This window comes from Shewanella sp. BJSY2023SW005 (assembly GCF_047314585.1).
GTDB classification, from domain to species: domain Bacteria; phylum Pseudomonadota; class Gammaproteobacteria; order Enterobacterales; family Shewanellaceae; genus Shewanella; species Shewanella algae.
In genome coordinates this window covers 226,683-250,550 of sequence record NZ_JBKORJ010000053.1, presented here as the reverse complement: position 1 = coordinate 250,550, position 23,868 = coordinate 226,683, and the positions used below count along the sequence as shown (strand labels likewise).

The 23,868-nt window shown below is 42.6% G+C and carries 22 protein-coding genes, 1 other RNA gene and 1 pseudogene; 20 read left to right on the top strand and 4 right to left on the bottom strand.

Annotation, left to right across the window (positions count from 1 at the left end):
* Position 1: 1 nt before the first annotated feature.
* The 15 genes and pseudogenes from ACMHXI_RS16920 (at position 2) to ACMHXI_RS16850 (ending at position 15,974) form a co-directional block, all read left to right on the top strand.
* Positions 2-940: a glycosyltransferase family 2 protein gene (locus ACMHXI_RS16920; protein ID WP_157824695.1), complete on the top strand. Its 939-nt coding sequence runs from the start codon at positions 2-4 to the stop codon at positions 938-940.
* Positions 906-2,159 carry an O-antigen ligase family protein gene (locus ACMHXI_RS16915; protein WP_157824694.1) on the top strand — a complete coding sequence of 418 codons (1,254 nt, stop codon included), beginning with the start codon at positions 906-908 and terminating at the stop codon, positions 2,157-2,159. Before ACMHXI_RS16920 ends, ACMHXI_RS16915 begins: the two co-directional genes overlap by 35 nt.
* Positions 2,146-3,180, top strand: coding sequence for a D-glucuronyl C5-epimerase family protein (locus tag ACMHXI_RS16910; RefSeq protein ID WP_157824693.1), 1,035 nt, complete (start codon positions 2,146-2,148; stop codon positions 3,178-3,180). Before ACMHXI_RS16915 ends, ACMHXI_RS16910 begins: the two co-directional genes overlap by 14 nt.
* 352 nt (positions 3,181-3,532) lie before the next feature.
* A pseudogene (locus ACMHXI_RS16905) lies at positions 3,533-3,697 on the top strand (DapH/DapD/GlmU-related protein); the annotation flags it as partial.
* Positions 3,698-4,744: a glycosyltransferase family 4 protein gene (locus ACMHXI_RS16900; RefSeq protein WP_101060350.1), complete on the top strand. Its 1,047-nt coding sequence runs from the start codon at positions 3,698-3,700 to the stop codon at positions 4,742-4,744.
* Positions 4,737-5,462 carry a WecB/TagA/CpsF family glycosyltransferase gene (locus ACMHXI_RS16895; RefSeq protein WP_101060348.1) on the top strand — a complete coding sequence of 242 codons (726 nt, stop codon included), beginning with the start codon at positions 4,737-4,739 and terminating at the stop codon, positions 5,460-5,462. The genes ACMHXI_RS16900 and ACMHXI_RS16895 overlap by 8 nt, the downstream gene beginning before the upstream one ends.
* 54 nt (positions 5,463-5,516) lie before the next feature.
* Positions 5,517-6,824: a flippase gene (locus ACMHXI_RS16890; RefSeq protein WP_198556987.1), complete on the top strand. Its 1,308-nt coding sequence runs from the start codon at positions 5,517-5,519 to the stop codon at positions 6,822-6,824.
* A 9-nt stretch (positions 6,825-6,833) separates the two neighbouring features.
* The gene (locus ACMHXI_RS16885) at positions 6,834-8,000 is read left to right on the top strand and encodes a nucleotide sugar dehydrogenase (RefSeq protein WP_101060344.1); all 1,167 of its coding nucleotides are present in this window, start codon (positions 6,834-6,836) and stop codon (positions 7,998-8,000) included.
* Positions 8,001-8,379: 379 nt separating this feature from the next.
* Positions 8,380-9,453 (top strand): UDP-N-acetylglucosamine--undecaprenyl-phosphate N-acetylglucosaminephosphotransferase, encoded by a 1,074-nt coding sequence (gene wecA, locus ACMHXI_RS16880; RefSeq protein ID WP_101060342.1) that lies wholly within the window; start codon positions 8,380-8,382, stop codon positions 9,451-9,453.
* A gap of 143 nt (positions 9,454-9,596) precedes the next feature.
* Positions 9,597-10,640: a UDP-N-acetylglucosamine--undecaprenyl-phosphate N-acetylglucosaminephosphotransferase gene (gene wecA, locus ACMHXI_RS16875; RefSeq protein ID WP_101060340.1), complete on the top strand. Its 1,044-nt coding sequence runs from the start codon at positions 9,597-9,599 to the stop codon at positions 10,638-10,640.
* Positions 10,641-10,703: 63 nt separating this feature from the next.
* Positions 10,704-11,588, top strand: coding sequence for a UTP--glucose-1-phosphate uridylyltransferase GalU (gene galU / locus ACMHXI_RS16870; RefSeq protein ID WP_101060338.1), 885 nt, complete (start codon positions 10,704-10,706; stop codon positions 11,586-11,588).
* A gap of 160 nt (positions 11,589-11,748) precedes the next feature.
* Positions 11,749-12,768, top strand: a complete 1,020-nt coding sequence (gene rfbB, locus ACMHXI_RS16865) for a dTDP-glucose 4,6-dehydratase (RefSeq protein WP_413735553.1) — start codon at positions 11,749-11,751, stop codon at positions 12,766-12,768.
* Between the two features lie 53 nt (positions 12,769-12,821).
* Positions 12,822-13,697 (top strand): glucose-1-phosphate thymidylyltransferase RfbA, encoded by an 876-nt coding sequence (rfbA, locus tag ACMHXI_RS16860; protein WP_345876344.1) that lies wholly within the window; start codon positions 12,822-12,824, stop codon positions 13,695-13,697.
* Positions 13,698-13,767: 70 nt separating this feature from the next.
* Positions 13,768-14,931, top strand: a complete 1,164-nt coding sequence (locus tag ACMHXI_RS16855; protein WP_413735550.1) for a nucleotide sugar dehydrogenase — start codon at positions 13,768-13,770, stop codon at positions 14,929-14,931.
* A 41-nt stretch (positions 14,932-14,972) separates the two neighbouring features.
* Positions 14,973-15,974, top strand: coding sequence for an NAD-dependent epimerase (locus ACMHXI_RS16850; RefSeq protein WP_144220028.1), 1,002 nt, complete (start codon positions 14,973-14,975; stop codon positions 15,972-15,974).
* Between the two features lie 90 nt (positions 15,975-16,064).
* Here ACMHXI_RS16850 and ACMHXI_RS16845 read toward each other — a convergent pair whose 3' ends face one another.
* Complete coding sequence (locus ACMHXI_RS16845) at positions 16,065-16,538, bottom strand: copper resistance protein NlpE (protein ID WP_243756960.1); 474 nt, start codon at positions 16,536-16,538, stop codon at positions 16,065-16,067.
* A gap of 209 nt (positions 16,539-16,747) precedes the next feature.
* Between ACMHXI_RS16845 and rfbC the strand changes: the two genes are divergently transcribed.
* The 3 genes from rfbC to ACMHXI_RS16830 all read left to right on the top strand — a co-directional run bounded on the left by rfbC (position 16,748) and on the right by ACMHXI_RS16830 (position 20,598).
* Positions 16,748-17,311, top strand: coding sequence for a dTDP-4-dehydrorhamnose 3,5-epimerase (gene rfbC, locus ACMHXI_RS16840; RefSeq protein ID WP_144166428.1), 564 nt, complete (start codon positions 16,748-16,750; stop codon positions 17,309-17,311).
* Between the two features lie 404 nt (positions 17,312-17,715).
* Positions 17,716-19,962, top strand: a complete 2,247-nt coding sequence (katG, locus tag ACMHXI_RS16835) for a catalase/peroxidase HPI (RefSeq protein ID WP_144166427.1) — start codon at positions 17,716-17,718, stop codon at positions 19,960-19,962.
* 387 nt (positions 19,963-20,349) lie between these two features.
* Positions 20,350-20,598 carry a DUF3297 family protein gene (locus tag ACMHXI_RS16830; RefSeq protein ID WP_025011888.1) on the top strand — a complete coding sequence of 83 codons (249 nt, stop codon included), beginning with the start codon at positions 20,350-20,352 and terminating at the stop codon, positions 20,596-20,598.
* A gap of 422 nt (positions 20,599-21,020) precedes the next feature.
* Here ACMHXI_RS16830 and ssrA read toward each other — a convergent pair.
* Positions 21,021-21,375: a transfer-messenger RNA gene (gene ssrA / locus ACMHXI_RS16825) on the bottom strand.
* Between the two features lie 116 nt (positions 21,376-21,491).
* Complete coding sequence (smpB, locus tag ACMHXI_RS16820; protein ID WP_025009743.1) at positions 21,492-21,977, bottom strand: SsrA-binding protein SmpB; 486 nt, start codon at positions 21,975-21,977, stop codon at positions 21,492-21,494.
* A 208-nt stretch (positions 21,978-22,185) separates the two neighbouring features.
* Between smpB and ACMHXI_RS16815 the strand changes: the two genes are divergently transcribed.
* Positions 22,186-22,623, top strand: coding sequence for an SRPBCC family protein (locus ACMHXI_RS16815; protein WP_025009744.1), 438 nt, complete (start codon positions 22,186-22,188; stop codon positions 22,621-22,623).
* Positions 22,613-22,948, top strand: a complete 336-nt coding sequence (locus tag ACMHXI_RS16810) for an RnfH family protein (protein WP_025009745.1) — start codon at positions 22,613-22,615, stop codon at positions 22,946-22,948. The genes ACMHXI_RS16815 and ACMHXI_RS16810 overlap by 11 nt, the downstream gene beginning before the upstream one ends.
* 85 nt (positions 22,949-23,033) lie before the next feature.
* On the opposite strand, the gene ACMHXI_RS16805 is transcribed toward ACMHXI_RS16810, so the two are convergent.
* Positions 23,034-23,531, bottom strand: coding sequence for an outer membrane protein assembly factor BamE (locus ACMHXI_RS16805; protein ID WP_054744896.1), 498 nt, complete (start codon positions 23,529-23,531; stop codon positions 23,034-23,036).
* Positions 23,532-23,868: the final 337 nt, after the last annotated feature.

Below are 23,868 nucleotides of genomic sequence, written 5' to 3'. Positions count from 1 at the left end.
AGTGGACAAACTAATAAGTGTAATAGTTCCTGTTTATAATCGTTCTCACATTATAAAGAGAACATTAATTAGCATTAGAGAGCAGTCTTACAAAAATATAGAAGTCATTGTTGTGGATGACTGTTCTAATGATTCAGATAAATTAAGAGAAATAATAAAAAGTTTTTCAGATATTAATATTATTTATACAAGACATAGTCAAAACCTACATGGTGGTGCCTCACGGAATACTGGTATAAGATTAGCTAAAGGGGAATACGTTGCATTTCTTGATTCAGATGATTCTTGGCACCCTAAAAAATTGGAAATATGCTTAAATTATATTGAAGAAAAAAATGTAGATTTTGTATATAGCCAAGTTGAAAAAATTGGTAACCAAAGTGGAATTGTTCCATCTTTTTCCATATTAAAAAATGAATCATATACAGATTATTTGCTTGTGAGAAATGGTTCAATTCAGACATCTACAATTTTTATAAAACGTGAACTCTTAGATTATGTAGTATTTGATCCAGAACTAAAAAGATTTCAAGATTACGACTTCGTTTTGAAACTTGAATTGAACTGCAACACATCATTTTTTATAGCAAGACCTTTAGTATATATGTTTGATGATGATCAAATAGGACGAATCAGTAACTCATATGATTATATTCCTGCGAAATTTTGGTTGAATAAAATTGGGGACCATTTGTCACATAAAGCTTATTATACTTTTCTTATAGGACGTGTCGCCCAATATGAAATATATTCAGGTAAAAGATTTCATGCATTAATTAAATTATTAAACTTTTATTCTTTTATAAATTGTAGGAAAACAGTTTGGTTAAAAGTTTGGGCTGTGCTATTAATTCCAAAGCCATTGTTAAATAGAGTAAAGGTGCTTACTAAGATGGTAAGGAAAAATGTTACTAAATCTTTCTCAAAAAGTAAGTCTTGAAAATACAATATGGTTGTTAATATTTCCATATCTGCTTGTTGACTCTTTAAATGGAATATTGGTGCAAAGTCTCAATGTAAATATACCATTGTCGGTATTGTACAAGGTTTTTATTTTGGGGCTTGTTACTTTAAGTATACTAAAATCTTCAATATTGATAGGTGTGTTTTTGTTTTCGATATTGTTGTTAATTCTATTATCACCGTTGAGTTTGGTTTTTACTAGCTCCCATTTAGTGTTGGTTCATGATATACCTTTGATGATAAAATATTATATGTTAATGTCTCTTTGTGTATTTTTTCATCAGTGTTATTGTCGTAATCCTAATAAATTTGAATTTCTTTCGATTAAATTTCTATCTTTTAACTATTTTGTTGTAATTTTAAGTGTGTTAATAGGATTTATAGGTGTTGGATATAATACTTATCCTAGTACTGGTCTAGGTTATAAAGGTTTTTTTCTCGCTGGGAACGAACTTAGTGCTCTATTTATAGTGGTCTCTAGTTTTTTCCTTTTTAAGATTTGGAAAAACGATGGTAAAATTAAGCTTATAGTTTATCTTTTCCATTCTCTTATAGTGATTATTGTAGGTATATCAATCGCAACTAAGGCAGCTTTATTGTCATCATTGTTGATTGTTTTTTTGATTCCAATTTTATCGGAAAGGCAAAGCGTGATATACATCACAAGATTAAGATTTATTTATGTTTTTTTAGGTATTTTATTGATCTTCATGTTTGGTTATAAATTTAATGACCTATTCTATGATGTTGGGGTTTTAGAAAGGGCAAAATACTTCTTTTACCGTGATGGATTGTTGGGGGTTATTTTTTCAGGTAGAGAAGAGTTTTTGATTTCATTCTTAAATAGTCTATATCAGTCAGATAGTGTTTTTTATTTTTTGTTTGGTTCTGGGCATAGTTTACTATTCGAACAAACAGGTAGAACATATATTGAAATCGACCCAATTGATGCTGCAATGTACTTCGGTTTCCCTTTTTCAATATTTTTAATTGTTCTTTCTCTTCTTAGTGTCTTTATTCCTTTGTATCATGTTAAGTCTAGTGAGTATGCTCCATATCAGATAGTGTCAAATTTATTGCTTTTATTTTTTGCTTTTATAGCTGGCCACGTTTGGACTTCTGGGCTTCTAGCTATTACATGGGCAGTGTCGTTGAATTTAATGTTTGTTAATAGGAAATATTGTGAAAAAGCTTAGGTTTAGATTCTTATTTTTGTTCTTTGCTGTTTTTTCTTTATATTTATTCTCTGTCTTATATAGGGCTAATGAACTTCATTCGATTCAACGCTATACAGTTTCATCAGACTTAAGTTCAAATTTGACTTACCCTATTTCTTGGTATTATGAAGCAAGTCACCGTGAAAATAGGCTATCTATGGTCGATGATAATGGCGTTTATGTTACTAATTACGACAAAATTTTAAACTTAACCAGCATTAGAGGTGTTCAGTACAACCCCGTAAATATTGCACTAATGATAGTTCATGAAGGGAAATATGTTAATGAAAACTATCAGTATTATGATTTTCTTCGTTCCAACCTTGATTGGTTGGTTGACAATATGGATGAAAAAGGTCGATGGCCTATAGAGTTCGATAACCATATTTCAAAAAGAATCAATAAAGCACCCTGGTATTCAGGTCTAGCTCAGGGGTTGGGGGTTTCTGCTCTGATAAGAGGATTTATTATATTTGATGACAAAAAGTATCTTAGAGCGGCTAAGCAAGCTGTAGAACCTATGCTCACCAATGTTAGAGATGGGGGGACTGTATCATCAGAATCGGTGTATGGCGATGTGATTGAGGAGTATCCTTTCCCTGATGACAATATTCATGTTTTAAATGGATACTTGTATAGCCTAATTGGTTTATATGAGCTTTCAAATTTTGACTCTCAGTATAAAGTTTTGTTAAACAAACATTTGACTACTTTATCATTAATTATTGATGAGTATGATTTACCTGGTGGTTGGAGTGCATATTCGCTAGATTCTCCAACTTTCAGGAATCATGCAAATTATGCTAATCCAATGTATCATCAATTACATATTGCGCAGTTAGATTTTTTTTGTAAAAAAACTGATTTTGTTAAATTTTGTGAAAAAGCAAAGCAATATCATGAATATAGTGATAGTGTTGCATCTCTGTTTGTTCATGTTTCATATGTGATGTTTAAAGATTTTGTGAAAGTATATAAAGGACTTAGAAATGTTCTATAAAAATATTGCCTTGGTTTTTTATTATGGCTTCGCATCTTTATTGCCTAAAAATGAATTCCCTATTATGGGGAATTTTTTTTGTAATATTAGACGGTTTGCAGTCAAAAGAATTTTCCTTAAGACTGGGCGTGAAGTCAATGTAAATAGATGTGCTAAGTTTGGACGGGGTGGAGCAATTATAATAGGACACTTTTCTAGTATTGGAGAGCGATGTCAAATTTCAAATGATGTAGAGATTGGTAATAACGTAATGATGGCTCCCGAAGTTGTCATTTTTAGTGTTGGCCACAACACATCTCGTACTGATATACCTATGCGATTGCAAGGTAATACGGAGCGCAGACCAGTCAAAATAGGGGATGATGTTTGGATCGGTCAGCGGGCAATTATATTGCCTGGTGTTACTATTGGTACAGGTGCTATTATTGCCGCGGGTAGTGTTATAACTAAAAATGTTCATGACTATGAAGTTGTTGGAGGAAACCCAGCAAAACATATAAAGTTTAGGAATGCGTAAATGCCAAAAATAATTTCAGTAGCAACTAGAGTAGGAGTAGGTAAAGGGGGTATAAGCACAGCGTTGATTGGTTACAGCAATTCAAGTGCTATGAAATCTGTTCCCTTAGTGCTGGTTGCTTCACACGAAGAGGGTAAGCTAATTAAATCATTTTTCTCAAGTTTTTTCTTTATACTGAGATCTTGTGAGAAAAATGATGCTGTATGGTTTCATTGTGGACCATGGTTTTCAATGTTAAGAAAGTTTATATTATCAGTTGTCGTGAGATTTAAAAGAGGGCGAGTCTTTTACCACATACACTCACCTAAAATGGCAGATTATATATTAAATGGTAAATATAATTGGCTTCTGAATATTTTTTTTAAATCTTCAGATGGCATAATGGTTTTAACTCCATGGTGGAAGGACTTACTTTTAAATAAATATCCTTATCTTAGCGGAAAAATAGAAATTGCACCCAACCCTCTAGATCATAACTTCATGGCGATTGCCCATGAAAGAACTAATAATTCTGAAAGGAAAAATATAAAAATATTGTCAATGGCTAGATTAGTTGAAGGAAAGGGCTTTAGTTCAGTTATAGATGCAATGACGATTATGCCTGATAATTTTTCTTTAACTATTGCCGGTGATGGGCCTTTAATGTCTTCTTTGAAAAACAAAGTATACAAATTGGGCTTAGATGATAGAGTATCTTTTACAGGTTGGATTAACTATGAAAAAAAATCTGAACTATATCTTAATCATGATTTGTTCTGTTTGACTTCTAAATATGACTCTTTTGGTATGGGTTATTTGGAGGCAATGGCTTGTGGTTTACCTGTTGTTGCATTGGCATATCAAGCTATACCCGATGTAGTACCTGATAGTTTAGCTGGTGTTTTAATTAATGATGATGATATATATTCAATAAAAAAAGCTATTGAAATTTGCGTGAAAAATAGGGCTAGAATGAGTTTGTTTGCAAAAAAACATGTTGTTGAGAGTTTTGATGCTGAAGTTATAAGTTCGAGAGTTATTAGTTTTATGGGTTGCAATAATGAATGATGTTGAAACTGTTACTATTGGTGGTATTTGCATAAGTTCTTTTAATTCATTTGATGATATTATTGAGGGAATGGTTTCTAAGTATAGAGCAACAGGGTTTGCTACTGTAATAGCTGTAAATCCGGAAAAAATAGTTGCGGCTAGGGATAGCTTGGTTATCAAGAATATTTTGCTTGATAGTGATATTAAATATCCAGATGGAGTTGGTGTTTCTAAAGTTATGAGTTGGCGACTTGGTCGTCCTGTAGTTAGATTGCCTGGATGTGAGTTGTGGGAACGTCTAATGAAATATTCTGGAGATAATAATCTTAGGGTATTCTTAGTTGGAGGCAGCGATGAGGTTTTAAATGAGACTGTTAATAAGCTTAAGGCAAACTATACGATTAACTTATGTGGTTCATCTAATGGTTATTTTAAAAGTGAAGAGAGTCTGATTCAGAAGATTAAAAGCTCGTGTCCTTCAGTCGTAACAGTTGCAATGGGATCTCCACGCCAAGAAGAGTTTATTTTCAAATGCAAGAAGGCTGGGATTAATGCTATTTATATGGGGGTAGGTGGTAGTTATGATGTCTACACTGGCCGAGTAAAAAGGGCTCCAGCATTTTTCCGTAAGTTTGGGCTAGAGTGGTTATATAGACTCTGTTCACAGCCTACAAGGTTTAAAAGGCAAATTAGTTTAGTTAGATACTTTTTTTTAGTGATTTTAAAAAAGATATAGCTATTACTCTTTTTGCCGGACTCTTCTCGCTATTGGTAAATGATAGGTTTTTTCATGGTTCGACGAATCATAAGTAATTCTGGTATTTTGATAATAGAAAAATTGTTTTCAATGGCTAGTACATTACTTATAACGGTCCTTATGACTCGGTATCTAAATATCGAGGATTGGGGAACTCTTTCTTACTGCCTAGCTTTAGTCGGTCTGGTTAGCCCGCTAGCTGCATTAGGTTTAAATTCATTAATAAGTAAGGAATTGATTGACGGAGTTTATCCGCAAGCAAAGATAATGGGGACCGCAATTTTTCTAAGAATGTTTGGGGCATTTTTAGGTGCGATATCCTTAATATTTTTTTCAAAATTTTTTTTTGTTTCTAATGATGAATTAATGTATGTCATTTCTTTGTCAATTGGTAGTTTATTTTTGTCCCTTACAGGTGTTTCATTCTATTTTGAGTCATTAGTTCTAGCTAAGTACGTTTCTATAGCAAGAACTTTTGCGATAGTTATTTCTTTTGTTATAAAGCTTGCTGCAATTTACTATCAGGCAGAATTCAAAACAATAATATTCATCTTCTCTTGCGACTTTGTTTTTCAAGGAGTGTTTTTACTTTTAGCTTATAGTTATCATGCGAATGATATTACTAAGTGGCGATTTGATTGGTCTTTGGCTAAATCACTTTTGTCAAAAAGTTACTGGCTTATTTTTTCTTCATTGTGCGCAGTTTTATATCTTAAAGTCGATCAAGTAATGTTAGGTAAACTTACTAGCATGGAAGAGGTTGGCTATTATGCATTAGCTGCAAAATTCTCTGAGGTATGGTATTTTATACCTAACGCTATTATGGCTTCATGTTATCCAATCTTAATTAAAGTTAAAAGTAAATCTATTGTTGATTATAATATGAGGTTACAGCAGACTTGTGACATACTTTTCTTACTCTCTTTGTCTTTAGCTATTTTTATTCAGTTGTTTTCTCCATGGATAATAACACATATTTTTGGCGTTGCTTACGAAAAGGTTACTGGCATTCTAATTATTCATATATGGGCTTCAATATTTGTATTTATGAGGGCTGTGGCGAGTAAGTGGTTGATTGTTGAGGGCTTGCTGAAGTACTCTTTATGGTCGCAAGGAATTGGGGCAATAGTTAATATTACATTTAACGCTATATTGATTCCCTCATATGGGGCTATAGGAGCATCTTATGCGACTATTATCTCTTACGCATTTGCATCTTGGTTTGCTTTTTATATTTATAAAGATACAAGGTTGGTAGCTAACATGATGTTGAGGTCATTTTTGATACCTTATCGATTAATCAAAAAATTGTGTTCTTTATTTCGTAGTTATTTGTATTAAGGTTTAACCATGAAAATCGCTATTGCTGGAACAGGCTATGTTGGCCTGTCAAACGCGATGCTGCTAGCTCAGCATCATGATGTTATCGCTGTTGATATCATCGAAGAAAAAGTTAAGTTATTAAACAATAAGCAGTCACCAATAGTGGATGTTGAGATTGAAGACTTTTTGGCTAATAAGTCTTTAACCTTTACCGCAACGCTGGATAAAGAATTGGCTTACAAAGAAGCTGATTTTGTGGTGATTGCTACTCCAACGGACTATGATGTTGAAACCAATTATTTTAATACCTCTTCTGTTGAAGCGGTGATTAAAGAGGTGATGGCAATTAATCCACAAGCGGTGATGGTAATCAAATCTACCGTTCCAGTTGGTTATACTGCTCGCATCAAAGAAGAGTTGAACTGTGAAAACCTAATATTTTCACCGGAGTTTTTACGTGAAGGTCGGGCACTGTACGACAACTTGCATCCGTCTCGTATTATTGTGGGTGAAAGATCTGATCGCGCTAAAGTGTTCGCGAACTTACTTCTTGAAGGCGCGGTGAAGCAAGACGTTGAAGTACTGTTTACCGACTCTACCGAAGCCGAAGCAGTTAAGCTGTTTTCTAACACGTATCTTGCACTGCGTGTGGCTTACTTCAACGAGTTAGACTCTTACGCTGAAGCACACGGTTTGGACTCACGCCAAATTATCGAAGGGGTGGGCTTAGATCCTCGTATTGGCAACCACTACAACAATCCTTCATTTGGTTATGGTGGCTATTGCTTACCTAAAGACACTAAGCAATTGCGTGCCAACTACGCGGATGTGCCGAACAATATTATTGGAGCCATTGTAGATGCCAACACCACCAGAAAAGATTTTATTGCTGGCTCCATAATTAAGCGTAACCCCAAAGTGGTGGGTATCTATCGCTTAATCATGAAAGCTGGCTCAGATAACTTCCGTGCATCTTCAATCCAGGGAATAATGAAGCGTATTAAGGCGAAAGGCATTGAAGTCGTGGTATATGAGCCAGTGCTTAATGAGCCTGAGTTTTTTCACTCAAAAGTGATTAAAGATCTTAATGAATTTAAAGCACTCTCTGATGTGATTGTATCTAATCGAATGGTAGATGAAATTAGTGATGTTGCTGATAAAGTATATACTCGCGATCTGTTTGGTTCTGACTAACGAAATGTATGTCAAATAGTCAAACCTATTGGGTGTCGTTTGTTGTATAACGATAAATCAATGACCTAGGTGAGTTAATGAGACGGTTTTTAGACACAGGCTCTCGACTGTCTCATTTTTAGCCATTATTGCCGTTAATTGATTATTTTGGCTGATTTTTTACGTTATAATGCCCCTTGTTAACTATTGGGATAGGGTTGCTTTAACGCCTTTTTAGTGGCGTGGTCAATATGTCTCAGTATCGACTAACTGATTGAAATTAAATACATGGACGTTGTGTCAGTACGCTGTTGTACTGGATCAGATGATGCTCCGTCACGGAGTCAGTTGAATCCTGCTTTTAATTATCATTTTGGTTTCGTAAACCATCGAGTCTAGTATGTCGACCAGCTTTTCATTAGTCAGTGTTTTTTTTAGTTCGTTTATTTTGTTATTTGTATGCCGAAAGTTAGCCAAAAAAGTAGGCTTGGTCGACAAGCCTAATGAACGCAAATTACATGTTGGCCAAGTGCCGTTAATTGGTGGTATTGCAATCTATCTCGCGACCATGTTCAACATCTGTTTGGTGGTTGATGTCGATAGTAGTGCGATGCTCTATATGATTTGCTCTACAGTGCTAATCGTATTAGGCGCGCTGGATGATCGTTTTGATCTCAGCTTTAAAACCCGATTGCTGGTGCAGACTGTGATCTCGCTCGCGATGATTTTGGTCGGTTATAAGAGCCTTCATTATTTAGGTTTTATCGCCGGTAATGAGCCGTTAATTTTACCTACCATTATAAGTTACGTGGTGACCATTTTAGCCGTTATCGGGGCAATTAACGCCTTTAACATGGTTGATGGCATTGATGGTTTGTTAGGCGGTTTAGCCTCGGTGACCTTTGCTGCGCTAGGTTACATGTTTTATGGCGCAGGACATATCGAGTTAGCCCGATTTTGTTTACTGTTCATGGTGGCGATGTTGCCTTATATCACGCTGAATTTAGGCATTCCGTTTGGCCGTCGTTTTAAAGTGTTTATGGGTGATGCCGGTAGTATGTTTATTGGTTTTACCGTCATCTGGTTATTGATTGTGGCGAGTCAGGATCAGCAAGAGGCGGTTATTCGTCCGGTGACAGCTTTGTGGTTTATCGGGTTGCCGTTAATGGATATGGTGTGCATCATGTTGCGCCGCATCAAAAAGGGTCAATCACCGTTTAAGCCAGATAGAGAACATTTGCACCATATTTGTCAACGCGTTGGGATGTCACCGAGAATGTCATTACTGGTCATCTGTTTGATAGCTACCTTGATGGCGGCAGTGGGGGTTTGGTCCGAGTATCTTCAGATTAGTGAAACCGTGATGTTTGTCGCATTTTTGCTTGTGTTTGCTTTGTACTATCTCGCGATTAGTTATGTCTGGCGCATTACCGCATTTATGCATCGTTGGTTCAAGTTTACAAAACCAACGTAAAATAGATTTGGCTTCAGGTGCAAAGTTAGGTTGAACCGTTTTTACCTTGTCATATAGCGGTTATACTATATGGCTGGTTGTTGTTGGCGGCAGGGAACAGTACGGTTCCTCGTCATTCTGTATGAGCTTAGGGAAGAGAGTTTATGGAATACTTTATACCGTTTGTTACGGTGTTTTGTTTAACGTGCGTTGCGATTAAATTGTTTCACCCAATCGCAGAAAAAGTGGGCTTAGTCGATTTACCAAATGAAAGGAAAACACATGTTGGCGCCATACCGTTAATCGGTGGCGTTTCAATATATTGTAGTGTTTTGCTTGTTTCCAGTATTGTGTTTGAACAAAACCAGGTGTTCAATCTTTACTTGATTTCTGCTGCACTTATACTATTTTTGGGCGTGTTGGATGATAAATATGATTTGTCTGTTCGAGTCAGGATTGTTGCACAAATTATCACATCCTCGATTCTTATTTTTGGTGCGGGATTTTATATTACCTCTTTGGGGGATATTGTCTATTTCTTTGAGTTGAAACTTGGTTACCTAGGTGTTTTTGTTACGGTATTAGCTGTTATTGGTGCTATAAATGCTTTCAATATGGTTGACGGTATTGATGGCTTAGCTGGTATGTTGAGCCTCGTCACGTTTACTTCTCTTGCATTTTTATTTTACATTGCCGGAAGTCATTGGTTTGTTTTGACACTACTTTTTATAGGCGCCATTGTTGGTTATTTGATATTCAATTTGAGGTGGCCTTTTGAGTCCGTTCAGAAAATATTTATGGGTGATGCAGGGAGTATGTTGATCGGATTGACTGTAGTATGGTTATTAGTATTAGGTGTTGAAGATGATGTGCGAGTATTTGCACCAGTTACTGCCTTGTATTTGATTGGTATTCCGCTAATGGATATGGCGGCAATTATGTATCGTCGTGTTAAAAAGGGGCTTTCACCCTTTAAACCCGATCGAGATCATCTTCATCACATTTTTGAAAGAGCAGGTTATAGTCGTAAGCAAACCTTGGTTCGTATAACCATAGTGTCAGTAGGCTTGGCTGTTATTGGTATAGCGGGCGAATGGTTTAATGTTTCAGAATGGATTATGTTCGTTGCTTTTTTAGCTATTTTTATGGCTTATAACTGGGCTTTGGCTCATGTTTGGCAAATATTGACTTGGCTTCGCAAAGCTTAGTTTATTGCATGTCGCGAAAATCCTTTGTAGAGGATTTTATGTATTTTTATTATCGGAATTTTTATGAAAGTTGTTATTCCCGTAGCGGGACTTGGTACCCGTATGCTTCCTGCGACTAAGGCTATCCCGAAAGAGATGTTACCGCTGGTTGATAAGCCGCTTATTCAATACATAGTGAATGAATGTGTTGCAGCCGGAGTGAAAGAGATTGTGCTGGTGACTCATGCCAGTAAAAATGCGATCGAAAACCATTTTGACACCTCATATGAGCTTGAGTCGACTCTTGAGAAGCGGGTAAAGCGTCAGCTACTTGATGAGGTGCAATCAATTTGCCCTAAAGACGTGACTATTATGCATGTACGTCAGGGCGAGGCTAAGGGGCTTGGTCATGCAGTGCTTTGCGCAAAACCTTGTATAGGCAACAGTCCTTTTGCGGTTGTGTTACCTGATGTGATTTTGGATGAGTATAGTGCCGATCAAAGCTCCGAAAATCTGGCGGCGATGATCAAACGCTATAAAGTGGCTCAAGCTAGCCAAATTATGGTTGCTCCAGTACCTCAAGATGAAGTGAACAAGTACGGTATTGCTGATTGTGTTGGGGTAGACATTGCGCCTGGAGAGTCATCAATTATTAAGGCGATGGTTGAGAAGCCTGCCGTTGGTGAAGCACCATCAAACTTAGCTGTTGTTGGTCGTTATGTTTTGTCAGAAAAAATCTGGGATTTACTGGCTAAAACCCCGGCTGGTGCAGGTGATGAGATCCAATTAACAGACGCAATAGACATGTTGATTGAATCAGACACCGTCGAAGCCTTCAATATGACAGGTAAGTCTCATGATTGTGGTGATAAGCTTGGTTATATGACAGCTTTTGTCGAATATGGTCTGCGTAATGAAAAGCTGGGTAAAGAGTTTCGTCAGCAACTATTGAATTTGCTAGCACAATAGACTTTACTTTTACTTCAAGTGAATGCCCACTTTTTACTACAGTGGGCATTTTCGTTTTCAGCAGGTGAGATTCAGCGAAGTGTAATGAAATATTATTAGAATATACCACTCAGAAATAGTCATATAGCATGGCTGAACTCATCAATATTGGTAGTGAAAAATGAATGTTTTAGTTACAGGTGGAGCCGGATTTATTGGCTCGGCTGTTATTCGTCATCTTCTCAACAATACTCAAGATAGTGTGATTAATGTTGATAAGTTAACTTATGCAGGCAATCTCGAGTCTCTTGTTAGCGTAGAGAAAGATAAAAGATACGCTTTTGAGCTGATTGACGTTTGTGACCGAGCGGAATTAGATAGAGTATTTGAGAAACATAAACCAGATGTAGTTGTCCACCTAGCAGCGGAAAGTCATGTCGACCGTTCAATCGATGGGCCTGCTGCTTTCATTCAGACCAATATAGTGGGCACTTACACTTTATTAGAAGCCGCTCGTAGCTATTGGCAAGGTCTTTGTGGTGTTCAAAAGGCTAACTTTCGTTTTCTTCATGTTTCCACAGATGAAGTCTATGGTGAGCTAGATTTGTTAGATTCACCATTTACTGAAAACAATCGATATGGGCCCAGCAGCCCATATTCTGCATCCAAAGCTTCCAGTGATCATTTGGTGCGTGCGTGGTATAAAACCTACGGCTTACCTGTAGTTATCAGTAATTGTTCAAATAACTATGGCCCTTATCAACACTCAGAAAAGTTAATTCCACGGATGATATCCTGTGCGCTGGAAGGTAATCCTTTGCCAATATATGGAAGAGGGGAGCAAGTAAGAGATTGGCTTTATGTTGAAGATCATGTACGAGCATTGTATAGCGTTCTAACTCAAGGGCGTATAGGTGAAACCTATAATATAGGGGGGCAGAGTGAGAGGCGAAATATTGATGTTGTGAGGGCTATCTGTACTCTTTTGGAAGAGTTTGCCCCTAACAAGCCCAAAGATTTGACACAGTATGAGCAGTTGATTAGTTATGTTGCGGATAGGCCTGGTCATGATATGCGCTACGCTATAGACGCCAACAAGATTCAAACTGAATTAGGTTGGCAACCTTATGAGTCTTTTGAATCAGGTCTACGTAAAACAGTTGCTTGGTATGTCAATCGTCGTAAAAGTGCTGGACAGTAATATTGTGACCGTAACGAGTGTGCTGGAACGGTTTCAGCAGATAAAAGGTAGCCATGAAAGGCATTGTATTAGCTGGCGGTACAGGTAGCCGTTTGTTTCCTACTACTCGTGGGATATCCAAGCAGCTACTGCCCGTATTTGATAAGCCGATGATTTATTATCCTTTATCGGTTCTTATGTTGGCGGGTATTCGTGAAGTTCTCATCATAACCACTCCTCAGGATCGGACCGCATTTGAGCGTTTACTTGGTGATGGAAGTGCTTATGGGATTAGACTTGAGTACTTGGTTCAGCATGAGCCCCAAGGGATTGCTCAAGCGCTGATTTTGGCCGATGATTTTTTGAAGCAGCAACCTTGTTGCCTAATCCTTGGCGACAATATCTTTTACGGCCAAGGGTTCACCGGTCAGTTAAATAATGTAATGACTAAACGTGCCCGAGATATAGGCGCAACTGTTTTTGCTTGCCAAGTGAAAAATCCTCAGCGCTTTGGGGTTATAACATTTGATGATTCTGGAAAGCCTATATCGATTGAAGAAAAACCTTTGAAGCCTAAATCTAATTGGGCACAGACAGGTTTGTATTTTTTAGATGGAAGAGCATCAGACATTGCCAAGAGCTTGCAACCTTCTGCGCGAGGCGAGCTCGAAATAGTAGACCTTATCAATCATTACTTGATGGAAAACGTCCTGGATGTTGAGTGCTTGGGTCGAGGGTTTGCTTGGCTTGATACCGGTACCGTAGAGTCGCTCCACCAGGCTGCATGTTTTGTTCAGAGTATTCAAACATTGCAGCAAGTAAAGATTGCTTGTCTTGAGGAAATAGCTTTGCGACAGCATTGGATATCCAAAGAACAACTCAGGCAACACGCGATATCTATGGGAAGCAATGAATATGCAGCCTATCTTTGCTCTTTACTCGATTTATGAATTCTGTCTTGTATCGGTCGTTTTTCTCCTGTGCTAAGTTAGCGTACAGCATAAGCCATTGGGGAATAAAATGAAGATAGTGGTTGTTGGTACGGGTTATGTGGGCTTGTCAAATGCGGTGTTGTTGGCGCAACATAACCAGGTGTGGGCTTTGGATGTCTCCTCGGAGAGGGTGGCAATGGTCAATGCCGGGCGCTCGCCCATCGCCGATGAGCTTATTGAACAGCACTTGGTGAGCAATAAGTTGCAGTTAACTGCCACAACGGACAAAGAAGTCTATCGCGGTGCAGATTATGTCATCATTGCAACACCAACGGATTACGACCCCAAGACTAACTACTTCGATACCAGTACCGTCGATGAGGTGACGCGGGACATTGTCGCCGTTAATCCCTCTGCTTGCATTGTAATTAAGTCAACTGTGCCAGTTGGTTTCACCAGAGCATTACGTGAGAAGTACAACTCGGCCAATATCATATTCTCACCTGAGTTTTTGAGAGAAGGCAAAGCCTTATACGATAACCTCTATCCTTCGAGGATCATTGTCGGCGAACGTTCTGAGCGGGCAGAGCCCTTTGCTCATCTGCTAGCGGAAGCCGCGCTAAAACCAGATATTCCGGTACTTTTTACCGGCAGCACAGAAGCCGAAGCCATTAAGCTTTTTGCCAACACATACTTGGCCATGCGTGTGGCTTATTTTAATGAACTTGACACCTACGCTGAAACCCATGGGCTGGATACCCGCCAGATAATCGACGGTGTGTGTTTGGACCCCAGGATTGGGAGTCACTATAACAACCCATCATTCGGTTATGGTGGCTACTGTTTACCGAAAGATACCAAGCAACTGCTTGCCAACTACAACCAGGTTCCCAACAATTTGATTGCGGCCATAGTGGACGCCAATAGAACTCGTAAGGACTTTATTGCGGACTCTATTATTGCCAGAAAGCCTAAAGTGGTTGGGGTATATCGGCTGATAATGAAGTCAGGCTCAGATAACTTCCGTGCTTCTGCAGTGCAAGGCGTGATGAAGCGGATCAAGGCCAAAGGGATAGAAGTGGTGGTTTACGAGCCGGTACTGGAGGAGAATGAGTTTTTCCGCTCGCGAGTGATAAGCGACCTGGCTGAGTTTAAGCAGATCTCTGATGTAATTATTTCCAATCGCATGGTCGATGAGCTAAGGGATGTTGCCGATAAAGTCTATACCCGGGATCTGTTTGGAAATGATTGAATACGCCGCAGAAGGGCTGCAAGTTGAATGAGACCAACAAAATGAAATATCTGGTTACCGGCGCAGCCGGCTTTATCGGCGCCCGAGTTTGCGAACGTTTGTGTGAAGCGGGGTTTGCAGTTGTTGGTATCGACAACCTCAATGATTACTACGATGTCGGTTTAAAACAGGCCAGATTGCAAAAGCTGGCTGACTTTAACCATTTCCAATTCCAAAAGCTTGATCTTGCCGACAGGGAAGCCATGGCTGAACTCTTTGCCGAAGGCGGTTTCAAGCGGGTTATCCACTTGGGTGCCCAAGCCGGCGTCCGCTATTCGATTGAAAATCCCTATGCTTATGCAGACAGTAATCTTGTTGGCACTCTTACTGTGTTGGAAGGTTGTCGCCATCACGGCATAGAGCATTTGGTGTACGCATCTTCCAGCTCTGTTTATGGTCTCAACAAGAAGATGCCGTTTGCGACAACGGATTCGGTTGATCATCCGGTTTCTTTCTATGCGGCGACCAAAAAAGCCAATGAGATGATGGCTCATAGCTATGCGCACCTATATGACTTGCCAACAACGGGACTGAGGTTTTTCACCGTCTATGGCCCATGGGGGCGCCCGGATATGGCGCCTATGCTGTTTGCCGATGCCATTACCTCTGGCAGGCCCATCAAGGTGTTTAATCAGGGGGATATGAGCCGCGATTTTACCTTTATTGATGATATTGTCGAAGGCATTATCAGAGTGGCCAATAAAGTGCCAAAGATACAAAGTGATTGGAAGGTAGAGCAGGGCACTCCGGCAACAAGCAGTGCTCCATATCGCGTGTACAACATAGGCAATGGCAGCCCGGTTCGTTTATTGGACTTTATCAGCGAGCTTGAAGCAGCGCTCGGGCAAAAGGCTGAAAAAGTTATGCTGCCCATGCAAGATGGTGATGTCCAGGCCACTTGGGCAGATACCGAAGATTTATTTAAAGCTGTGGCTTACAAACCACAAATTGGGATCAGTGAAGGGGTGAAGGCTTTTGCCGATTGGTATAAAGCCTTTTATTGATAAAAGAGCCATAGTGCGCTTCAGATCTGAAGCGCACTATGGCTTGACTTGGCTGTATTAGCTTAACTATGCAGCTTTACACTGCACCAATTACTGTTCTTTACTCAACCTGTAGTTATCCGCCAGGCTGCCGGTGATGCGGTTGCCTTCTCTATCCAGCATAAACAGCTGATTTTCCCCTACCAGATATTTACTGCCATCCTCAAGGGTGATTTTGCCGCCGCTGGCATCCCAGGTGAACTTGCCGCTTTCGCTGAATATGCTCTCGTCCTTACCTTGATACACTTGCTGCAGGCGATAGCTGTTGTCTCCCTTGAGCGTCAGCGTGGTTTCTATTCCTGAGCAATCAGCACAGGGCAGCAGCCCTTTATAACTTCCTTCCCAATCCAGCGCATTTTGGCTGGTATCACCCATTGGTACTTGCGCTGTTTGCTCAGCGGGGGCTGTAGCCGTTTCTGTTTGGCCGTTAGTGGCTGGAGATTGTGTCTCCTGGTCTTGGCAAGCCGCCAAGCCAAGTGCCATACCACTCGTCATCAATAACGCAAAAATAGTGGACTTGTTCATGGTTTATTCCCTTAAGTTACCTAAGTTGGCCTTCAGGCTAGCACAGCTGTTTTGGCGGGAGTAAGGCTTTTGTCACACCATCTGGGTTACGGTTCAGAGCATATTCAGTCACGTAACCGGCTTGTTTACGCAATGCAATGGAAAGGCTATCGTGCTATGAGTGCGACTCCTGTTACAATCCCTTCAATTACCGTTTTTTGTGTCTCTTAATGAAAGCTCAATCTCTCCCTTTATCCGGTCTGATAGTGTTTACGCCCGAGATCTTCAGCGATACCCGGGGCTATTTCATGGAGTGCTTTCGAGCCTCCGGTTTTGACAAAGCCTTGATGGATTCCGGTCAGGCAGCTGTTACTTTAGTGCAGGAAAATCACAGTTGCTCTGGTGCTGGAGTGCTTAGGGGGCTTCATTTTCAGCGCCAATACCCCCAGGGCAAGTTGATTCGGGTTATCAGCGGTGAGATCTACGATGTCGCTGTCGATATTCGTCCCCAATCTCCCACTTTTGGAAAGTGGAACGGTTTGTATTTATCGGCACAGAACCGCTGCCAGCTGTGGATCCCACCGGGGTTTGCCCATGGTTTTTATGTGACCAAGGGGCCAGCCGAGGTGATATACAAGTGCAGCGATTATTATCAGCCCGGCGATGAAGGTGCCATTGTCTGGAATGATGCCGATTTAGCGATAGACTGGCCGCTGAATACCGCACTGGGTGAGCCATTACTCTCTGCCAAAGACAGACAGGCCAAGGCCTTTTGCGCTCAAAAGTGGGTTTAAACACGAATATTTGATAGCAATTACTGACTTCCAATCTTTGGCTTAGAGAATGGCTTAGAGAATGGTTAAACAGAATGGCTTAACAGCAGGTGTGTGTTTTTGAGATGGCTGAAATGGTGTCAATCTCACCGGGTTAGGAATGCACCGGAGATAGTTGGACAACTACAGAACATCATTCTCTAAATTAGTTGATGCTTCTTTTTAGATTACGACAATCTGATTTAATCGTTAGTCGCGAATAAGTTTCCTCACTACCTTGGAGTGAACAGCGGCAGGCCGTATTCGCCGCTGTTTAACTGTGCCCGTTTGTTAAGGCGCGCTAACCAAAGGCGCCGGCATTCGCGGCACTTGAATCGGGAAAGTGGCTTATCCCACGCCCTTCACCAAGGAAGAGGACTTCCAACATGAAATCAAGTATCCCATCCCTGACCGCGGTGGCGCTGTCTGTTGCCATGGTTTTTGGCGCAGCCGCTACCCAAGCGGCGCAGACGCAATCGGCTGCTGCTCAGCCTCAGGCCGCAACAACCAACGCCTATTGGTGGCCACAGCAACTGGATCTATCGCCACTGCGCCAGCACGGCGCTGAATCCAATCCCTACGGCGCCGATTATGATTATGCCAAGGCTTTTGCCTCTTTGGATTTGGACTCCGTCAAAGCCGATATCAAAACCACGTTGACCACTTCCCAGGACTGGTGGCCCGCCGACTATGGTCACTATGGCCCTTTCTTTATCCGTATGGCCTGGCACAGTGCCGGTGTTTATCGCATCTTTGACGGTCGCGGTGGTGCCAGTGGTGGCCAGCAACGTTTTGAACCTCTCAACAGTTGGCCCGATAACGTCAGTCTCGACAAGGCTCGCCGCCTACTTTGGCCAATTAAACAAAAGTATGGCAGCCAGATCTCCTGGGCTGACCTCATGGTACTGGCCGGTAACGTATCCCTGGAGTCCATGGGTTTTAAAACCTTCGGGTTTGCCGGTGGCCGCACTGATGACTGGGAGGCCGAGAAGGTTAACTGGGGCGCCGAGAAACAGTGGCTCGACAATAAACGCCGCAATGAAAAGGGTGAGTTGGCAAAACCCTTGGGAGCCACCCAGATGGGGCTCATTTATGTGAACCCTGAGGGTCCCAACGGCGTGCCCGATCCCTTGGCATCCGCCCAGGAAATACGCGATACCTTTGGCCGTATGGCCATGAATGATGAAGAAACCGTGGCGCTGATCGCCGGTGGTCACACCTTTGGTAAGGCTCACGGCGCCCATGATCCTGCCAAATGTGTCGGCGCAGAACCCGCTGCCGCCGGAATAGAGGAGCAGGGCCTTGGCTGGAAAAACCGCTGTGGTAAAGGTCACTCGGAAGATACGGTTTCCAGCGGCCTGGAAGGTGCTTGGTCTTCCAACCCCACCAAGTGGACCATGGAATACTTAACCTGGCTCTACACCTTCGATTGGGTACAAACCAAGAGTCCAGCCGGCCACATTCAATGGATTCCTGCCGATGGCAAGGCTGCCAATTTGGTGCCTGACGCCCATATCCCCGACAAGCGTCATGCTCCTATCATGTTCACCAGTGATATCGCGCTGAAGGAAGACCCTATTTACCGCGAAATCACGACCCGTTTTCTCAATAATCCGGCCGAGTTTGAGCTGGCCTTCGCCAAGGCCTGGTTCAAGTTGACCCACAGAGATATGGGGCCGAAGACCCGCTACCTGGGCAAAGACGCGCCTGCTGAAGATCTGATCTGGCAAGACCCGATCCCGGCGGTCGATCATGTTTTGATCGACGCGGCCGATACCAAACAGCTGAAAGCGGCCATTTTGGATTCAGGCCTCAGCGTGCCTGAACTGGTAAAAACCGCCTGGGCCGCTGCGTCATCTTTCCGTGGCACAGATATGCGTGGCGGCGCCAATGGTGCCAGAATCGCCCTGAAGCCCCAGAGCGATTGGGCGGCAAATGACCCCAAGGCATTGGCGAAAGTCATTGGTAAACTTGAGAAAATCCAAAATAATTTCAACAAGAAAGCCGAGGGCGGTAAAAAGGTGTCGCTGGCCGATCTCATTGTCTTGGGCGGCAGTGCAGCCATAGAAAAAGCCGCGGCCGATGCCGGGGTTAAAGTCAATGTTGCCTTCCATCCCGGGCGGATGGACGCGACTCAGGCCCAAACCGATGTGAACTCCTTTGCCGTGCTTGAGCCCAAGGCCGATGGCTTCAGAAACTATTTCAGTGATCAAAGCCCGGCATCACCGGCCGAAGCTCTGATTGAAAAGGCGAACTTCCTTAACCTGACGGTTCCTGAAATGACGGTATTGGTCGGCGGTCTCAGAGTGCTGAATGCCAACAGCGGCGGCAGCAAGCATGGGGTGTTCACGCAAAGTCCAGGCAAGCTCAGCAACGACTTCTTTGTAAACCTGCTGGATATGTCCACTCGTTGGGAAAAGGGCAAGGAGCCAGGTCTCTATCAGGGCCTTGATCGTCAGTCCGGCAAACTCAAATGGACGGCTACGCCGGTCGACTTGGTGTTTGGTTCCCATTCAGAGCTCAGGGCCGTTGCTGAAGTGTATGCCGCAGACGATGGCAAGACCCGCTTCGTTGAGGACTTTGCCAAAGCCTGGACCAAGGTGATGGAGCTGGATAGGTTCGATTTGCAGTAATCGTTGACGGCTGATGTAAACAAGTAAGAGAGATAATCCATCTCATGAAATCGGTGCAGGCTTTGGCTTTGCGCCGATTTTTCTTGGGGCTTTCCCGAGTACTATTTCTATTGGATTTGGGGATGAGCTGTTCGGCCATTAGAACAACTTTAGCTGCTGGCTCATCGCATACGCAGTTAATCTTTTGGAATGAGACTCTATTGATTCACATATCAACGGGCGTGCAATCGAGTCAGATAAAGTTTAGCCCATGGTTAAACAACCAAATTGGCTGATTGGATTTATAAAAAGGGCATAAACCGTGTGGATAAAGCCATTCGCCGCTATTGAGCCAGATTGGGGGATTGCCTACAATATCGCGAGTTTTATTTACCCAAGATGAAGATTATGACCGATACCAAAGTACCACCCGCTCTGCCGGATCGCCTTTCTATCAACCCACGCAGCCCACACCATGTGGCCGAAGTGTTTGAGTTCGATGTGGGTATTCGCATCAATGGCAAAGAGCGCAATGACGTGGAAGAATACTGCATCAGCGAAGGCTGGATTAAAGTCGCCTCTCACAAAGCGCTCGACCGCCGCGGCCAGCCTCTGCTGATGACCATCAAAGGCACAGTCGAAGCTTTTTATAAGTAAGCTTATCTGCCAATTAACCCCTGAGGGCTATCCGTAAGGATGGCCCTTTTTTGTTACTTGGAAATTGAACTGCCAAGGTCACAGACCTTCGGGAGTACTGCCAAACCGTGAGCTGGAAGCGGTTGTAGCTGTCAACTAATTCCGGACAGTAAGTTAAACCTATCCCCGGTTTGAACAGGAGTAACTTATTCCCACCATTATCTATCCTGCCACTAGGGCCATTTGTTGGTGTGAGGCTCTCAACTGGGCAGTAGTTAACCTGCATAGGAATGGTCATCCCGCAGATAATAATGCCCCGAATTAATTTATTAGAGAAGATTGGGAAAATGACAATGGTGATTTCTCTGCTGCCACTTTGCTACCATTTTTACTAAATCGGCAAAGAAAAAGGGTTAGCATTTCTGCTAACCCTTTGTTTTATTTGGTGGAGGCGGCGGGACTTGAACCCGCGTCCGAAAAACCTACGCTCAAGGCGCTACATGCTTAGTCTCTCTTTTGTTTAACCGGTTGAACTCCGAAAGACAGGATTCCAAACGGTGAGCCTGGTACTGTTTCGCGGTTCACCCCCAGACAAGGTTCCCTCGCTAGCACTATGTAAGGTGACCATCAAATCCACTGCCCATGTGCGAGACCTGTGGTAGATGGCTAGCGGCCTTAGGCTGCTAGAGCGTAGTTATCGTCGTTTGCAACTATAACTGTGCGGCTTTTTACGAGGCCAACCGCCCCTCGGCATGCTCCCGGAGTTTCGCGAATCCCGTCGAATCCAGAATCGCCCCCGTGATGTTTTGATTGTAACCCCTTTACCGCCGGCTTACCAAGGCTTTAATTGACAAAGGACAATCACTTGCTGGTTATCCGCACAATTTGCGTGCGAAATAACGGCAAAATATCAGTTACTTGCTTTTCATGACCCGGGCTTTCTCGATAGCCCAGTCACGTTGTTTAATATCATCGCGTTTATCGTGGGCTTTCTTACCTTTACCCAAGCCTATCTCAACCTTGACCCAGGCACCTTTGCGCCAGTACATGGAGATGGGCACTATGGCGTAACCCTGTCTTTCAACCAAGCCGGCCAGACGGTCCAGCTCACGGCGATTGAGTAGCAGTTTACGCATGCGGGTCGGGTCGCAGACCACATGAGTCGATGCCGCGCTGAGTGGGGTGATATTACAGTTGTGCAGGAAGGCTTCGCCATTTTTCAGCATGACAAAGCTTTCCGACAGATTCACCTTGCCGGCGCGAATGGATTTGACCTCCCATCCCATCAGGGACAGACCGGCCTCGAATTTTTCATCGAAGCGATATTCAAAGGTCGCACGCTTGTTCCGGGCAATGGTTGCCGGAGCGTTTGCGGATTTTTTTGCATTCTTCTTAGCCATAGGCTGGCTATTATACGCAGCAGCCACCAATTTGGAATTGGCCTGGAAGAATATTTTGAGTTGTGGGCAGTAGCTTAGGGTTTTGTTGCTGGCTTTTTGAGCGCTTATGGTGGCCGCTCCCATTGCGGTGGAACAAAGGATGCGTTTTTCGGCCGGCGTGCTAAAATCCGGGTCTGTTTTTGAGTCAGCCAAGAGTATCAACCAACGGATGCCACAGATTTCCCGCAGTGTTCTGGTGCGTTACAGTGCGATGCAGATGTACCAGCTAGTCAATGATGTCGAGTCTTATAAAGAGTTTCTTCCCGGTTGCGTTGGCGGTAAGGTGCTGGAGTTTGATGGCAAAACCATGCTGGCATCGGTGGATATCAGTAAGGCCGGGATCAGCAAAACCTTTACCACCCGTAATCAGGTGGTGGAAGGCAAGAGTATCGAGCTGCAACTGGAGAATGGTCCTTTCAAGCATTTGACCGGCCATTGGTATTTTACCGAATTGGCCGAGGACGCCTGTAAGGTGGAGTTTGAGTTGAATTTTGAGTTCTCCAGCTCCTTGGTTGGTATGGCATTCGGCAAGGTGTTCAAAGAGTTGGTTACCTCTATGGTGACGGCTTTTACTCAACGGGCGAAGGAAGTATACAGTGGCAAGTGAACAGGAAAAATTCAGTGTCGATGTCATTTATGCATTACCGACACAACAGAAGGTGATCAGTGTTTCCGTGACGCCGGGTACCAGTTTTATTGAGGCTGTGCGTCAGAGTAACATCCAGGCCTTTTTCCCAGAGATTGATTTGGAAACGGTGAAACTCGGCACCTTCAGCCGTCAGGTCAAACACGATGAAGAAGTTGAGCCCGGGCAGAGAATCGAAATCTATCGCCCATTGATTGCCGACCCCAAAGAGGTGCGCCGCAAGCGCGCCGAAAAAGCGGCCGAGGAAGGGCGGATCAATAAAGTGACCGGCGCCAAAATCAGCTGAGTGACTTGAGTAACAGCAAGACATTAAAAAAGCGCCTGTTGGCGCTTTTTTAATGTCTTTGTCTGTGCAAGCTTGGAATTCGGAATTACTTACCGTCCTGCTCGTGCTTATTCATCTTGGCGGGATCTTGCTCTTCAACCAGAGGCTTTTCATCACCGCGTTGCTGCGGGATCTGTGGCGTCAGCTCTGGGCTGTTGGCCATTGGCAGGCTGCTTTGCTCCAGCGGAGTATTGAATTCATTACTCAGTTCATAATCCCCTGTAACTTTGGCCAATTGATCACCGGTAAAATGCAGGATCAGTTCCTTATGGGTAATACTGGCATCACGACCACTCTTGTAATGGTAAACATAGTACCAGGTATCATCCTTGAAGCTGTCACGCAGCACAGGACGCCCAAGCACAAATTCCACCTGTTCCTTGGTCATGTCGATGCGTAGCTTTTCCACCTGCTGAGGCTCCATATAGTTGCCCTGTGGAATATCAGGCTTGTACACCAGCCAGTCAAAGACACTGCAGGCACTGAGTGAGAGGGTGAGCGCACTGACGCTCAGCAGGGTAAGACTTTGCTTTTTAATTGACATTGAATGTGCTACTTCATGAAAAACTGTCGGCCATAATACCCAAGCCCAGCCCGTGCTGACAAGGGCTATTGACTCGGCGCTTGAGGCTTCGACAACATAAAAGTGACTTGGTTCGTCTCTCTGTTGCCAAATTGTTGTCTTGGCTCAAATTAACACCCGGCAAATAGAATAAGTTAACGGGGGCGGCGGCTGATTCTTTCTGGTTTAGCCAAACGCACCATTGACAGACTGACAAGAAATTTGAAATCGCTTTACCGGCTTGCAATAAGCCTGCTGCAGCATTGAAAACCATTTGTATTTAAAAGACTTATTTTTATATTTGCTCAAAATTTCGGTT